This is a genomic window from Burkholderia sp. BCC1047 (assembly GCF_902833155.1).
Classification (GTDB): Bacteria; Pseudomonadota; Gammaproteobacteria; order Burkholderiales; family Burkholderiaceae; genus Burkholderia; species Burkholderia sola.
The window spans coordinates 24,150-38,316 of sequence record NZ_CADFEH010000007.1 but is presented as its reverse complement, the minus strand read 5'-3'; the positions used below and the strand labels follow the sequence as shown (position 1 = coordinate 38,316).

General features: G+C 65.0%; 14 protein-coding genes and 1 pseudogene. 7 read left to right on the top strand and 8 right to left on the bottom strand.

Going from position 1 to position 14,167, the window contains the following annotated elements:
* Positions 1–3: 3 nt before the first annotated feature.
* The 5 genes from HWX55_RS09960 (at position 4) to HWX55_RS09940 (ending at position 4,516) form a co-directional block, all read left to right on the top strand.
* Entirely contained in the window at positions 4–1,041 is a 1,038-nt protein-coding gene (locus tag HWX55_RS09960) for a glycosyltransferase (RefSeq protein ID WP_175975472.1), read from the top strand.
* Positions 1,038–1,985 carry a formyltransferase gene (locus HWX55_RS09955; RefSeq protein WP_124554579.1) on the top strand — a complete coding sequence of 316 codons (948 nt, stop codon included), beginning with the start codon at positions 1,038–1,040 and terminating at the stop codon, positions 1,983–1,985. The genes HWX55_RS09960 and HWX55_RS09955 overlap by 4 nt, the downstream gene beginning before the upstream one ends.
* Complete coding sequence (locus HWX55_RS09950) at positions 1,982–3,037, top strand: bifunctional UDP-4-keto-pentose/UDP-xylose synthase (RefSeq protein ID WP_175975471.1); 1,056 nt, start codon at positions 1,982–1,984, stop codon at positions 3,035–3,037. The genes HWX55_RS09955 and HWX55_RS09950 overlap by 4 nt, the downstream gene beginning before the upstream one ends.
* Before the next feature lie 13 nt (positions 3,038–3,050).
* Complete coding sequence (locus tag HWX55_RS09945; RefSeq protein ID WP_050013236.1) at positions 3,051–3,947, top strand: polysaccharide deacetylase family protein; 897 nt, start codon at positions 3,051–3,053, stop codon at positions 3,945–3,947.
* A 107-nt stretch (positions 3,948–4,054) separates the two neighbouring features.
* Positions 4,055–4,516 carry a peroxiredoxin gene (locus HWX55_RS09940; protein WP_050013237.1) on the top strand — a complete coding sequence of 154 codons (462 nt, stop codon included), beginning with the start codon at positions 4,055–4,057 and terminating at the stop codon, positions 4,514–4,516.
* 213 nt (positions 4,517–4,729) lie between these two features.
* Here HWX55_RS09940 and HWX55_RS36085 read toward each other — a convergent pair.
* A pseudogene (locus HWX55_RS36085) lies at positions 4,730–4,956 on the bottom strand (hypothetical protein); the annotation flags it as partial.
* Here HWX55_RS36085 and HWX55_RS09935 point away from each other — a divergent pair.
* Together HWX55_RS09935 and HWX55_RS09930 are read left to right on the top strand one after the other, a co-directional pair.
* On the top strand, positions 4,852–6,654 hold the full coding sequence (locus tag HWX55_RS09935) for a PhoH family protein (RefSeq protein ID WP_050013238.1): 1,803 nt from the start codon (positions 4,852–4,854) through the stop codon (positions 6,652–6,654). The pseudogene HWX55_RS36085 and the gene HWX55_RS09935 overlap by 105 nt on opposite strands.
* A gap of 236 nt (positions 6,655–6,890) precedes the next feature.
* A complete protein-coding gene (locus HWX55_RS09930) occupies positions 6,891–7,988 on the top strand; it encodes a C40 family peptidase (RefSeq protein WP_175975470.1) in 1,098 nt (365 codons plus the stop codon).
* 149 nt (positions 7,989–8,137) lie between these two features.
* Here the strand turns inward: HWX55_RS09930 and HWX55_RS09925 are convergent, their stop codons facing one another.
* From HWX55_RS09925 to rpsF, 7 genes are all read right to left on the bottom strand, one after another.
* Positions 8,138–9,148, bottom strand: a complete 1,011-nt coding sequence (locus HWX55_RS09925; RefSeq protein ID WP_050013240.1) for an inorganic phosphate transporter — start codon at positions 9,146–9,148, stop codon at positions 8,138–8,140.
* A 10-nt stretch (positions 9,149–9,158) separates the two neighbouring features.
* Entirely contained in the window at positions 9,159–9,785 is a 627-nt protein-coding gene (locus HWX55_RS09920; protein WP_006478627.1) for a DUF47 domain-containing protein, read from the bottom strand.
* 138 nt (positions 9,786–9,923) lie between these two features.
* Complete coding sequence (dnaB, locus tag HWX55_RS09915) at positions 9,924–12,347, bottom strand: replicative DNA helicase (RefSeq protein WP_175975469.1); 2,424 nt, start codon at positions 12,345–12,347, stop codon at positions 9,924–9,926.
* 142 nt (positions 12,348–12,489) lie between these two features.
* The gene (gene rplI / locus HWX55_RS09910; protein ID WP_006486256.1) at positions 12,490–12,942 is read right to left on the bottom strand and encodes a 50S ribosomal protein L9; all 453 of its coding nucleotides are present in this window, start codon (positions 12,940–12,942) and stop codon (positions 12,490–12,492) included.
* A gap of 27 nt (positions 12,943–12,969) precedes the next feature.
* Positions 12,970–13,245, bottom strand: coding sequence for a 30S ribosomal protein S18 (rpsR, locus tag HWX55_RS09905; RefSeq protein WP_004193360.1), 276 nt, complete (start codon positions 13,243–13,245; stop codon positions 12,970–12,972).
* A gap of 4 nt (positions 13,246–13,249) precedes the next feature.
* The gene (priB, locus tag HWX55_RS09900) at positions 13,250–13,549 is read right to left on the bottom strand and encodes a primosomal replication protein N (RefSeq protein WP_011549649.1); all 300 of its coding nucleotides are present in this window, start codon (positions 13,547–13,549) and stop codon (positions 13,250–13,252) included.
* A 40-nt stretch (positions 13,550–13,589) separates the two neighbouring features.
* Complete coding sequence (rpsF, locus tag HWX55_RS09895) at positions 13,590–13,964, bottom strand: 30S ribosomal protein S6 (RefSeq protein ID WP_006486255.1); 375 nt, start codon at positions 13,962–13,964, stop codon at positions 13,590–13,592.
* Positions 13,965–14,167: the final 203 nt, after the last annotated feature.

The window sequence follows — 14,167 nt, the reverse complement described above, 5'->3', positions numbered from 1 at the left end:
TACATGAGTCACCTTGAAGCACGCGCCGGGCATTCGGGCGCCGCGCATCTGGACACCGACCGGCCCGAAGTATCGGTCATCATCCCCGTATACAACGAGGAAGACGGCCTCGCCGCGCTGTTCGCGCGGCTGTATCCGGCGCTCGACGCACTCGACACGTCGTACGAAGTGATCCTGATCAACGACGGCAGCCGCGACCGCTCGGCCGCGATGCTCGCCGATCAGTTCCACGTACGGCCCGACACGACGCGCGTCGTGCTGCTCAACGGCAACTACGGCCAGCACATGGCGATCCTCGCGGGCTTCGCGCAATCGCGCGGCGAGATCGTCATCACGCTCGACGCCGACCTGCAGAACCCGCCCGAGGAAATCGGCAAGCTGATCGCGAAGATGCGCGAGGGCTACGACTACGTCGGCTCGATCCGCAAGCAGCGCCAGGACAGCCTGTGGCGGCGCAAGGCGTCGCAGATGATGAACCGGCTGCGCGAGCGCATCACGCGCATCAAGATGACCGACCAGGGCTGCATGCTGCGCGCGTACAGCCGCCGCATCATCGACACGATCAACGTGTGCGGCGAAGTCAACACGTTCATCCCCGCGCTCGCGTACACGTTCGCGCAGAACCCGACCGAGATCGAAGTCGCGCACGAGGAACGCTTCGCGGGCGAATCGAAGTATTCGCTGTACAGCCTGATCCGGCTGAACTTCGACCTCGTGACGGGCTTCTCGGTCGTGCCGCTGCAGTGGCTGTCGTTCATCGGCGTGATCCTGTCGCTCGGCTCCGCCGCGCTGTTCGTGCTGCTGCTGGTGCGCCGCTTCATCGTCGGCGCGGAAGTGCAAGGCGTGTTCACGCTGTTCGCGATCACGTTCTTCCTGCTCGGCGTGATCATCTTCGCGCTCGGCCTGCTCGGCGAATACGTCGGTCGCATCTACCAGCAGGTGCGCGCGCGTCCCCGCTACCTGATCCAGGCCGTGCTCGAGCAGCACGACGGCATGCCGCCGGTGCCGGCCGCCGCGAACCGCCCGGGAGCCGCGCAATGAAGCCGCGCGCGGTCGTCTTCGCGTATCACAACGTCGGCGTGCGGTGCTTGCAGGTGCTGCTCGCGCGCGGCGTCGACGTCGCGCTGGTCGTCACGCACGAGGACAATCCGAACGAGAACATCTGGTTCGGCAGCGTCGCGTCCGTCGCGGCCGAGCACGGCATTCCGGTGCTCACGCCGGCCGACCCGGCCGATCCGGCGCTGCGCCGCGCGGTGTCCGACGCGCGGCCCGATTTCATCTTCTCGTTCTACTACCGGCACATGCTGCCGGTGGACCTGCTCGCGATCGCGCCGCGCGGCGCGTACAACATGCACGGTTCGCTGCTGCCGAAATACCGGGGTCGGGTACCGACCAACTGGGCCGTGCTGAACGGCGAGACCGAGACCGGCGCGACGCTGCACGAGATGGCCGCGAAGCCCGACGCGGGCGCGATCATCGGCCAGACGGCGGTGCCGATCCTGCCGGACGATACGGCCGCGCAGGTGTTCGACAAGGTCACGGTGGCCGCCGAGCAGACGCTGTGGCGCGTGCTGCCCGCGCTGCTCGCGGGCGAGGCGCCGCACCTGCCGAACGATCTCGCGACCGGCAGCTACTACGGCGGGCGCAAGCCCGAGGACGGCCGCGTCGACTGGTCGAAGCCGGCCGCGCAGGTCTACAACCTGGTGCGCGCGGTCGCGCCCCCGTATCCGGGCGCATTCACGGACGTCGACGGCGCGCGCTTCGTGATCGCGCGTGCGCGCCTTGCAGCGCCCGGCAGCGCGGCAGCGGCCGCCGCGGCGGATTTGCCGCCCGGCCTGCACGTAAGCGATAATGCGCTATTCGGCGTCTGCGGCGACAGCCGCGCCCTATCCATTCTCGAGCTCTGGCAGCAGCGCGACGGCAGCGAAACCGTCGTGACGCCCGCGGAATTCGCGCAGTTCATTCATTCTTCCCGTCATTCATGAAAGCAAAAAAAGTCCTGATCCTGGGTGTGAACGGCTTCATCGGCCATCACCTGTCGAAGCGCATTCTTGAAACCACCGATTGGGAAGTGTTCGGCATGGACATGCAGACCGACCGGCTGGGCGACCTCGTCAACCACGAGCGGATGCATTTCTTCGAAGGCGACATCACGATCAACAAGGAGTGGGTCGAGTATCACGTGAAGAAGTGCGACGTGATCCTGCCGCTCGTCGCAATCGCGACGCCGGCGACCTACGTCCAGCAGCCGCTGCGCGTGTTCGAGCTCGACTTCGAGGCGAACCTGCCGATCGTGCGCTCGGCCGTCAAGTACGGCAAGCACCTCGTATTCCCGTCGACCTCCGAGGTCTACGGCATGTGCTCGGACGAGCAGTTCGACCCGGACGCGTCGGCGCTCACCTACGGTCCGATCAACAAGCCGCGCTGGATCTACGCGTGCTCGAAGCAGCTGATGGACCGCGTGATCTGGGGCTACGGGATGGAAGGCCTGAACTTCACGCTGTTCCGTCCGTTCAACTGGATCGGCCCGGGCCTCGACTCGATTTACACGCCGAAGGAAGGCAGCTCGCGCGTGGTCACGCAGTTCCTCGGCCACATCGTGCGCGGCGAGAACATCAGCCTCGTCGACGGCGGCTCGCAGAAGCGCGCGTTCACCGACATCGGCGACGGCATCAGCGCGCTGATGAAGATCATCGACAACCAGGGCGGCGTCGCGTCGGGCAAGATCTACAACATCGGGAATCCGAAGAACAACTTCTCGGTTCGCGAACTCGCGCACAAGATGCTCGAACTGGCCGCGGAATTCCCCGAGTACGCCGATTCGGCCAAGCAGGTGAAGCTCGTCGAAACGACGTCCGGCGCCTACTACGGCAACGGCTACCAGGACGTGCAGAACCGCGTGCCGAAGATCGACAACACGATGCAGGAACTCGGCTGGGCGCCGCAGGCGACGTTCGACGACGCGCTGCGCAACATCTTCGAAGCGTATCGCGGCCACGTCGCCGACGCGCGCGCGCTCGTCGAACAGCAAGGCTGACCGGGACGTTCGCTTGGCTCGCATCGTCCTCAAGATCGACGTCGACACGCTGCGCGGCACGCGCGAAGGCGTGCCGAACCTCGCGCGCATCTTCGACCGCTTCAACGCGCGCGCGACCTTCCTCTTCAGTCTCGGGCCCGATCACACGGGCTGGGCGCTGCGGCGCGTGTTCCGCCCCGGCTTCCTGAAGAAGGTGTCGCGCACGTCGGTGGTCGAACACTACGGCGTGAAGCAGCTGATGTACGGCGTGCTGCTGCCCGGCCCCGACATCGGCCGTCGCGCGATCGCCGACATGCGCGCGATTCACGAGGCCGGCTTCGAATGCGGGATCCACACGTGGGATCACGTGGTCTGGCAGGACAACGTGCGTGCACGCGATCGCGACTGGACCGCCCGTGAAATGCAGAAGAGTCACGCGCGCTTCGTCGAGATCTTCGGCGCGCCGCCCGTCACGCACGGCGCGGCCGGCTGGCAGATGAACGACGCCGCGTTCGAGCAGATCGACGCATGGGGAATGCGCTACGCATCCGACGGTCGCGGCCATTCGCCGTACCTGCCCGTCGTCGGCGGCCGCACGCTGTCGCACGTGCAGATGCCGACCACGCTGCCGACGCTCGACGAAGTGCTCGGCGTCGACGGCATCGACACGCACAACGTCGCCGCGCACATCCTCAAGTTCACCGAAACCAATCCGCACGACCAGGTATTCACGCTGCATGCGGAGCTGGAAGGCCAGAAGCTCGCGCCGGTGTTCGAGCAACTGCTCGCCGGCTGGCGCGCGCAAGGCCATACGTTCGCGACGATGGGCGACTACCACGCGACGCTGGACCGCGACTCGCTGCCATCGTACCCTGTCGCGTGGGGCGAAATCCCCGGCCGCTCCGGCGAACTGGTCGTCCAGCCCGACTGAATTCGCGCGAGCCGGCGTCGCCGCCCCGCCCTTGCGGCGCGCTGCCGCGACGCCCCGCCGAACCGCGCCGCCGCAGCGGCGCCATTCCATAACAACAGGAGAAGCACGTGTCCGTCGAAGTTGACCGTCAAGTTCCCGATTTCACCGCACCGGCCACGGGCGGCGACATTTCGCTGTCCGGCCTGAAGGGCAAGAAGCTCGTGCTGTACTTCTATCCGAAGGACAACACGCCGGGCTGCACGACCGAAGGGCTGCAGTTCCGCGATCTCTATCCGAAGTTCAAGAAAGCCGGTGCGGAAGTCATCGGCGTGTCGCGCGACAGCCTCCGCTCGCACGACAATTTCAAGGCCAAGCTCGAACTGCCGTTCCCGCTGATCTCCGATGCCGACGAAGCGCTGTGCGCGTTGTTCGATGTCATCAAGATGAAGAAAATGTATGGCAAGGAAGTGCGCGGAATCGAGCGCTCGACGTTCCTGATCGACGCCGACGGCGTGCTCCGACAGGCATGGCGCGGCATCAAGGTACCGGGTCACGTGGACGACGTGCTAAAGGCTGTACAAGCGCTTTGAGGCGCGTTATATTGGGCCGCAATGAATGCCAGTTCGCCCCATATTTCTCGTAGCTGCGCCGGTGCCTGTTGCAATGCTTCACGGCACCTGACGCGCATCGCGACGGCATCAGCCGAGCCGCATGTCCCTGTCGACGGGGCAGCGGCTTTTTTTATGGAACGCGCGCCGGCCCGCCCCGGTCCGGCCTTTACCGCATCGAGGAGCTGATCGACACTTAGGCGAACCGGCTAGACGAAATTCCTGTGCGCCACCGCGCGCAAACTGCATGCGTCTACGTCACGCAGGATGCGATCAGCGGCGCACGCCATGCGACACGATTCCTCCCGAGGGACACCATGCCTTTGCCTACTCCCCCCAGCAAGCTCGGCAGCCTGCTGCCGCCCGACGAATACAAGGCGAAAGCGCGGCCCGCGAAAGCCGCGAAGAAATCCGCCGAAGGGGACGCATCCACAGCCGGTGACTATGGTCCGGCCAGCGTGGCCCAACCGATGATCGAAGCCGCGAACACGGCCGCGCCGCTGCGCGCCGTCGCGTCTTCGGCGCCCGAGGCCGCAAGCGCCCCCGCGCGCGGCCGCAAGACGAGGCAGACGGCCGCGCTGCTGCAGCCGCTGCAGACGCCCGCCGAACCGGCGGCACCGGTCGTCGCACGCAACGACAAGCCGGCCGCCGACAAACCGGCCGCCGCGCCCGCGCGCGATGCCGGCGCCGCGACGAAGTCGCGCAGCCGCAAGCCCGCCGAAGCCGAACTGCAGAAGCTGTTCGTGCTCGACACCAACGTGCTGATGCACGACCCGAGCAGCCTCTTCCGCTTCGAGGAACACGACGTCTATCTGCCGATGATGACGCTCGAGGAACTCGACAACCACAAGAAGGGGATGTCCGAAGTCGCACGCAATGCGCGCCAGGTCAGCCGTACGCTCGACGCGCTCGTCGCCGACGGCGGCCCGATCTCGGCCGGCATTCCGCTGTCGCGCCTCGGCAGCCGCGACGCGCTCGGCCGCCTGTACTTCCAGACGAAGCTCGCCGACATCGCGCCCATCGAAGGCCTGCCCGAAGGCAAGGCCGACAACCAGATCCTCGGCGTCGTGCGCGCGCTGCAGCGCGACCGGCCCGATCGCCAGGTCGTGCTGGTGTCGAAAGACATCAACATGCGGATCAAGGCGCACGCACTCGGCCTGCCCGCGGAAGACTACTTCAACGACCAGGTGCTCGAGGATTCGGATCTCCTGTACAACGGCGTGCGCGAGCTGCCGCAGGACTTCTGGACCAAGCATGCGAAGGGCATGGAGAGCTGGCAGGACACGAAGACGGGTACCACGTATTACCGCGTGACCGGCCCGCTGGTCGCGTCGATGCTCGTCAACGAGTTCGTCTATCTCGAGCCGCAGAACGGCGAGCCGACGTTCCATGCGATCGTCCGCGAGCTGAACGGCAAGACGGCGCTGTTGCAAACGCTGCGCGACTACAGCCACCACAAGAATAACGTGTGGGGCATCACCGCGCGCAACCGCGAGCAGAATTTCGCGCTGAACCTGCTGATGAACCCCGAGATCGACTTCGTCACGCTGCTCGGCCAGGCCGGCACCGGCAAGACGCTCGTCGCGCTCGCGGCCGGCCTCGCGCAGGTGCTCGACGACAAGCGCTACAACGAGATCATCGTGACGCGCGCGACCGTGCCCGTCGGTGAGGACATCGGTTTCCTGCCCGGCACCGAGGAAGAGAAGATGCAGCCGTGGATGGGCGCATTCGACGACAACCTCGAGGTGCTGCAGAAGACCGACGACGCGGCCGGCGAATGGGGCCGTGCGGCGACGCAGGAGCTGATTCGTTCGCGTCTGAAGGTGAAGAGCATGAACTTCATGCGCGGCCGCACGTTCGTCGACAAGTACCTGATCATCGACGAGGCGCAGAACCTGACGCCGAAGCAGATGAAGACGCTCGTCACGCGCGCGGGCCCCGGCACGAAGATCGTGTGCCTCGGCAACATCGCGCAGATCGACACGCCCTACCTGACCGAAGGTAGCTCGGGCCTGACCTACGTCGTCGACCGCTTCAAGGGCTGGGGCCACAGCGGCCACGTGACCCTCGCGCGCGGCGAACGCTCGCGGCTCGCCGACTACGCGTCGGACATTCTGTAACGCGCCCGCCGGCCGATCGGCCGGCTTTCGACGCCACGCGGCGCTCCGTTTTCGGAGCGCCGTTTTTATTTGGGGTCGAAGACAAAGGTAACGCTTCGTCACGCAACAATGCAGTTTACGCGCGAAACTTCAAGTAAATTCTCAAGAATGGTTGCTTAAGCCCCGTCCGAGCGTCTACCATCGGGTCTGTCTGTTGTCATACGATTCGCGAGCGCGTCGCGCTCGCCCGCCTTGCCATGCTTCGAATCTGGGTTCCCGTCGCCGTCGTCTCCCTGCTTGCGGCCTGCTCCAGCGTGCCGCCGCAGTCGGCATCGCGTTCCGCGTCGGGCATGAAGATCACGACGCCGCGCGCGTTCCCCGCGCCCGCCAATTTCCCGAAATTCGTCGACCACAGCGTCGGTCAGGAAGAAATCTCGATCCAGGCGATGAGTCTCGTCGGCGTCCCGTATCGCTGGGGCGGCAACACGCCGACGAGCGGCTTCGACTGCAGCGGGCTCGTGCGCTACGTGATCGGGCGCGCGGCCGACGTGAACCTGCCGCGCACGACCGCCGACATGAGCGGTCGCGGCGTGTCGATCGAACCTGACGAGATCGCGCCGGGCGACCTGATTTTCTTCAACACGACCGGACGGCCGCATTCGCACGTCGGCATCTATGTCGGCAAACTGCGCTTCGTCAATGCGCCGTCGACGGGCGGCACCGTGCGGCTCGACTATCTGACGAACCCGTACTGGGCCAAGCGATTCGACGGCATTCGCCGCGTCGCGCCGCCGCGCTCGGCCCCGACGCCGTTCGATGCGCCGACCTACGAGGCCAAGCGCGACGAGCCGCGCAATTCGCCGGCTGTCGCAGCCGCGCCGGTGGTCGTGACGGCTGCCACCGCGCCGCGGCAGCCCGCGACTGCGTCGTCGCAAGCGAGAGCGACGCAGGCGCCGGCTCCCGCTCCGGCCGTTCCGAGCACGCCGGTCGTGACGGCTGCCGCAGTTGCACCGGCAGCCCGGGCCGCCGATCCGTACGAACCGCCGCCACCGCGGATGCAGGTGGCCCGGCAGCAGGCCACGTCGGTAAATGACGATGCAACCGCGATGACGGCCAATGCCGTACCGGCCGCGCCGACGGAAGTCGGCACGCAGATTCCGACGACCGCGCTGACGGCCGCCCAGGCCGCCGCGTTCGATGCCGAACCGCCGCCCGCCACCGCGTCGGCACCCGTACGCAGCAGCGAGTCCGCGCCCGTGCAGGTGTGGCGCGCGTCGACGCAATCCGCGCCCGTCAGTCCGCGCACGAGTACGGCCGACGATCCGATCGCGCGATTCGCGAACGGCAGTTACTGACCGCTCGTTCTTGCCGAGCGACGGTGACGTCGACGGCATTCGCAGCCGCCCTAGCCACGCCGCAGCACGCTTTGGCCACCCCAAAAGAAATGCGCCGCAGCCTTTCGGCTTGCGGCGCATTTTTCATGTCGATCCGGGCGTGTCGGCGATCAGAAGATCTGATGCCCGAGCCACCACCCGCCGGCCGCGAACAGCGCGGCTGCCGGCAGCGTCAGCACCCACGCCCACACGATGTTGCCGGCCACGCCCCAGCGCACGGCCGACAGCTTCTGCGTCGCGCCGACACCGACGATCGCGCCGGTAATCGTGTGCGTGGTCGACACCGGAATGCCGAGGAACGACGCGACGAACAGCGTGATCGCGCCACCGCTTTCCGCGCAGAAGCCGCCGACCGGCTTGAGCTTCGTGATCTTCTGACCCATCGTGCGCACGATACGCCAGCCGCCGAACAGCGTGCCGAGGCCCATCGACAGGTAGCACGCGCCGATCACCCACGCCGGCGGCGCATCGGCGGTCGCCGACGCGTAGCCGCTCGCGATCAGCAGCATCCAGATGATGCCGATCGTCTTCTGTGCGTCGTTGCCGCCGTGGCCCAGGCTGTACAGGCCCGCCGACAGCAGCTGCAGCCGGCGGAAGCGCCGGTCGACCTTGCTGGGTGCGGTGCGGAAATACAGCCACGACACGCCGAGCATGAACAGCGAACCGAGGATGAAACCGAGCAGCGGCGAAATGAAGATGAACGCGATCGTCTTGAGCAGACCGTCGACGTTCAGCGCACCCCAGCCGGACTTCGCGAGCGCCGCGCCGACGAGGCCGCCGATCAGCGCGTGCGACGAGCTCGACGGAATCCCGTAATACCAGGTAATCACGTTCCAGCCGATCGCACCGACCAGCGCGCCGAACACGACGTAATGGTCGACGATCTCGGGATCGATCGTGCCTTTACCGACGGTCTGCGCGACTTTCAGGTGGAAGATGAAATACGCGATCACGTTGAACGCGGCCGCGAACACCACGGCCTGCTGGGGCTTCAGCACCCCCGTCGACACGACGGTGGCGATCGAGTTCGCCGCGTCGTGAAAGCCGTTCATGAAGTCGAATACGAGCGCGACGAGCACCAGCGTCGCGACCATCCATAGGGCGAGTTGTATCGAATGCATCGTGGTCCGCTCAGGCGTTTTCCAGCACGATGCCTTCGATGATGTTCGCGACGTCCTCGCACTTGTCGGTGATCTCTTCGAGCAGCTCGTAGATCGCCTTCAGCTTGATGAGCGTCTTCACGTCGTCTTCCTCGCGGAACAGCTTCGACATCGCCGCGCGCAGCACGCGATCGGCCTCCGACTCCCAGCGGTCGATTTCCTCGCATTGCTTGAGGATCTGTGCCGACTGCTTCATGTCGGACAGCAAGCCGACGGCCTGCTGCACGTGCTGCGCCGACTGCGTGACGATGTGCGCGAGCTGGCTCGCCTCGGACGTGACGGACTGCACGTCGTACAGCGACACGGCCGTCGCGACGTCCTCCATCAGGTCGAGGATGTCGTCCATCGTCGTGATCAGCTTGTGGATCTCGTCGCGATCGAGCGGCGTGATGAAGGTCTTGTGCAGCAGATCGATCGCCTCGTGCGTGAGCTTGTCGGCGGCCTTCTCGGCGATTTGCACGTTTTGCTTGTGAATCTCGGCGTCGGCGAGATTGTCGATCAGCAGTTCGAGTTCGCGGCCACCGGAAACGATGTGCTTCGCGTGCGCGTTGAAGAGTTCAAAGAACTTGCCCTCGGTGGGCATGAATCGACCGAACATGGGATTCCTGAGAGATTGTCAAACTACTGTCACGAAAACGGGCGACATTGTACCGGTTTCGGTCCCGACGCGACGTGCGCATATGCGCACGCCGGGATTGGATACAACAATTGGCGAAATAGGTGTTTACAACCGGCTTTACTCGCCGTAGAAGGTCTGCGCCCCGGCAAAATTGTCGAACTTCGTGTATTGCCCCAGGAACGTGAGCCGAACAGGCCCGATCGGGCCGTTACGCTGCTTGCCGATGATGATTTCGGCCGTCCCCTTGTCGGGGCTGTCCGGATTGTAGACCTCATCGCGATAAATGAACAGGATCACGTCCGCGTCCTGTTCGATTGCGCCCGATTCGCGCAAATCCGACATCACCGGACGCTTGTTCGGGCGCTGTTCGAGGCCGCGGTTCAGCTGCGACAGCGCGATCACCGGCACGTCGAGCTCCTTCGCGAGACTCTTCAGCGAGCGCGAGATTTCCGAAATTTCGGTCGCGCGGTTCTCGCCCTGCGACGAACCTGACATCAGCTGCAGGTAGTCGACGATGATCAGGCCGAGCTTGCCGCACTGACGCGCGAGGCGCCGCGCGCGCGAGCGCAGTTCCATCGGGTTCAAGCCGCCCGTCTCGTCGATGAAGAGCTGCGCCTCGCTCATCTTCTGCACCGCGTGCGTCAGCTTCGGCCAGTCCTCGTCGGTCAGGCGGCCGGTACGCATCCGGTGCTGGTCGAGCCGGCCGATCGAGCCGAGCATACGCATCACGAGCTGGGTGCCCGGCATTTCCATCGAGAACACCGCGACCGGCAACCCGTACTCGACCGCGACGTATTCGCCGATGTTCATCGAGAAGGCCGTGTTGTGCGTGACGACGTAATCGTCGGTCACGTACAGCCGAGACGGATGCGACACCGAGATGCACTGCGTGGCGGTCCGGCGCGACGGCTCGATACCCATAATTACCGGCAGCTTGCGGCACGTCCGGCCGGCCGTCAGCCGCTCGCGCTTGCCCTCAAACAGGAACAGGCTCTGCGGATCCGGATGACTGATCGTGCAAATATAAGCCGTCGCACCGGCCTTGCGTTCGCCGTCGACCGTGAAGCTCGTCGCCTTTTCGGCAACCTGGCACCACGCGCCGAGCGAACGCGCCAGTTCGCGCACGTCGCTCGCCAACTGCGCACTGGCGGTCGAATAACGCACCGTACCCCACGATTCGACCCAGCCATCCGTGTCGAGCAGCCCGCGCAACACATCCAGCCGCGTGTCCTTGTCCGCATCGAGGTAGAGACGCGGGATGAACTTGTCGTAACTCGTCCTTCCCCACACACCGAGTTGCTCGAGTGCAGCCTTGAGCGGGTTGGCGGACGGCCGGGCCACGGTGGCCGTCGACGGCCGGCGCTTGATGCGCCAGTCGTACTGGCCTGCGTATTCGAGTTCGAGCGACGCGTCGACACGCTCGCGCATCCGGTTCAACGTTTCCTCGGCCTTCACGCTGAAACGCACGGCAGTCCCGCCGAGCGCACCGTCGCCCAGCAGCGCGCCGAGTACCCACGGGTCAACCGGCAGCGCCTCGCGATGACCAAACTCGCCGCTCGGCATGTCGATCCACAACCGGTTCCGGTAGCGTTCGCGCGTCAGCAACGTGCGAATCTCCGCGGTCGACAGCACACGGGGCTTTTCCCACTCGCGGAAATGGACGCACCACAGGTGTTCGTCGCAGCATTCGGCCGAACGCCCATCCGAAAAGCGGACCCGATACACCTGGCGTTCGCCCTGCGGGTAGATGCCGGTCACGATCGACGGTGCGCCGTCGACCGAAGCGAGCGCATCACCGACCGCCAGCTCGCCCATCGGCTTCCAGCCCGTCAACGTCCTGACGCGCGCATCGAGCGGCTGCGCCTTACCCATCGACGGGCGCCCCGCCACGATGATCAACTCGCCGCCATGCATCCCCGACGTCATCCGGTCGAGGTCGACGAAGCCGGTCGGCGTGCCGGTGACGTCGCTCGGGTTCGCGGTGTGGTACAGCGTGTCGATACGCTCGACCACCTGCGTGAGCAGCGGGCCGATCTCGAGGAAGCCCTGGTTGCCGCGCGCGCCCTCTTCGGCGATCGAGAACACCTTCGATTCGGCCTCGTCGAGCAGCTGGCGGACCTCCTTGCCCTGCGGATTGAACGCGTCGGCCGAGATCTCGTCGGCGACCGACACGAGCCGGCGCAGCACCGCACGGTCGCGCACGATTTCCGCATAGCGGCGGATGTTCGCCGCGCTCGGCGTGTTCTGCGCGAGGGCGTTCAGGTACGCGAGCCCGCCGACGTCGTCGGCCTTGCCGGACGTGGTCAGCGCTTCGTACACGGTCACGACGTCGGCCGGGCGCGTCGACGCGATCAGGCGGCCGATGTGCTCGTAGATGATCCGGTGGTCGTAGCGGTAGAAGTCGCCCTGCGACAGGAAGTCGGCAATCCGGTCCCATGCCGCGTTGTCGAGCAACAGGCCGCCGAGCACCGACTGCTCGGCTTCCACCGAATGCGGCGGGACTTTCAGCGATTCGATTTGGGGATCTTGCGGCGCGTTCATGGGTTGGGATTATCGCGAATAGATGGCGGCAGCGCTACCACCGCTTGCCGGCGAGCAGGCAATAAAAAAGGCAGGCCCCGGTTACCCGGGCGCCTGCCCTTGTCCGGACGGCGGAAGCCGCCCGGCAAGCTTGCGTCTACGCTTACGCGTGGTCGCCGATCACGTTGATCGTGACGTCGACGACGACGTCCGTATGCAGCGCGACTTGCACGTTGTGCTCGCCGATCATCTTCAGCGGGCCTTCCGGCATGCGAACTTGCAGCTTCTCGACTTCGTAGCCTGCCTTCTTCAGCAGTTCCGCGACGTCGCCGTTCGTGACCGAGCCGAACAGACGGCCGTCGACGCCCGACTTCTGCGTGATTTCGAACGACTGGCCGTTCAGCTTCTCGCCGACTGCCTGCGATGCCGCCAGCTTTTCAGCGGCGATCTTTTCGAGTTCAGCGCGGCGCACTTCGAATTCGGCGATCGCTTCCTTCGTTGCACGGCGAGCCTTGCGGTTCGGGATCAGGAAGTTGCGAGCGTAACCGTCCTTGACCTTGACGATGTCGCCGAGGTTGCCCAGATTGGCGACTTTTTCCAACAGAATGATTTGCATTCGAATTCTCCTTATTGCGTCGCCTGATTACGCCTTGTGCTGATCGGTGTACGGCAGCAGCGCGAGGAAACGCGCACGCTTGATCGCCGTATCCAGCTGACGCTGATAGTGCGCCTTCGTACCCGTCAGGCGAGCCGGCGTGATCTTGCCGTTTTCGCCGATGAAGTCCTTCAGCGTTTCCGTGTCCTTGTAGTCGATCTGCTCGACGCCGGCAGCCGTGAAACGGCAGAACTTCTTGCGCTTGAAGAGCGGGTTTTGTTGCTGACGACGCTTGTCGAATTTCTTACCAGTCGGGCGGGCCATGATTTCAGTCCTTTCCTGTGTCCTGCAATGCAGTGATGTGAAACACCAAGGTTCTCGCGTTGCGGCTTTTCTTGGCCAGGAAGCCCGTGAACAGCGTCTCGACGCCCATTTCACGACTTTCCAGCTTGCCGCTCGCCTCACCGGCCGCCACCGCCTCGATCGTCATTTCGACCTGACGGGGAATGCCTGCTTCGACGACTTCCGTGCGGTGATGCAACGTGGCGCTTGCGATCGGAACACCGGCCGGCGTATATCGCACCGGTGCGCGTTCGACGACGCTCGCCGTCAATTGCAACCTGTTCACGTGAGTGGCGCGCTCCTTGATGGCTTAATAAGTGACGAACTTAAGCCTGCGCTTCGGCCGGCTGAGCGGCAGCCGCCTTCTTGGCTTCTTCGCGCTGAACTTCCTTCATCATCGGCGACGGGCCGGTTTCGGCCTTCTTCATCTTGACGATGAGGTGACGCAGCACGGCGTCGTTGAACTTGAACGCGTGTTCGAGTTCGTCGAGCGTCGTCTGGTCGCACTCGATGTTCATGCAGACGTAGTGAGCCTTCGCGAGTTTCTCGATCATGTAGGCCAGCTGGCGACGGCCCCAGTCTTCGACGCGGTGGATCTGGCCGCCGTGCGACGTGATCGTGGACTTGTAGCGCTCGATCATCGCGGGCACTTGCTCGCTTTGATCCGGGTGCACGATGAATACGATTTCGTAATGACGCATACACACTCCTTGTGGATTAAAGCCACCCGGGCGTCTGAACCGGTGTGGCAAGTGAGAAGCCGAAGATTCTAACCCGGTTACGGGGCGCATGCAAGGCCAATCGACGATTCGCCGACTGATTCGGCCGTGTTTTCAAAGACTTGAACGGGTATGCGGGCCCGTGACAGCCCTTCGCCCTTTCGCCGCCGGGGTCGGAACAAGAG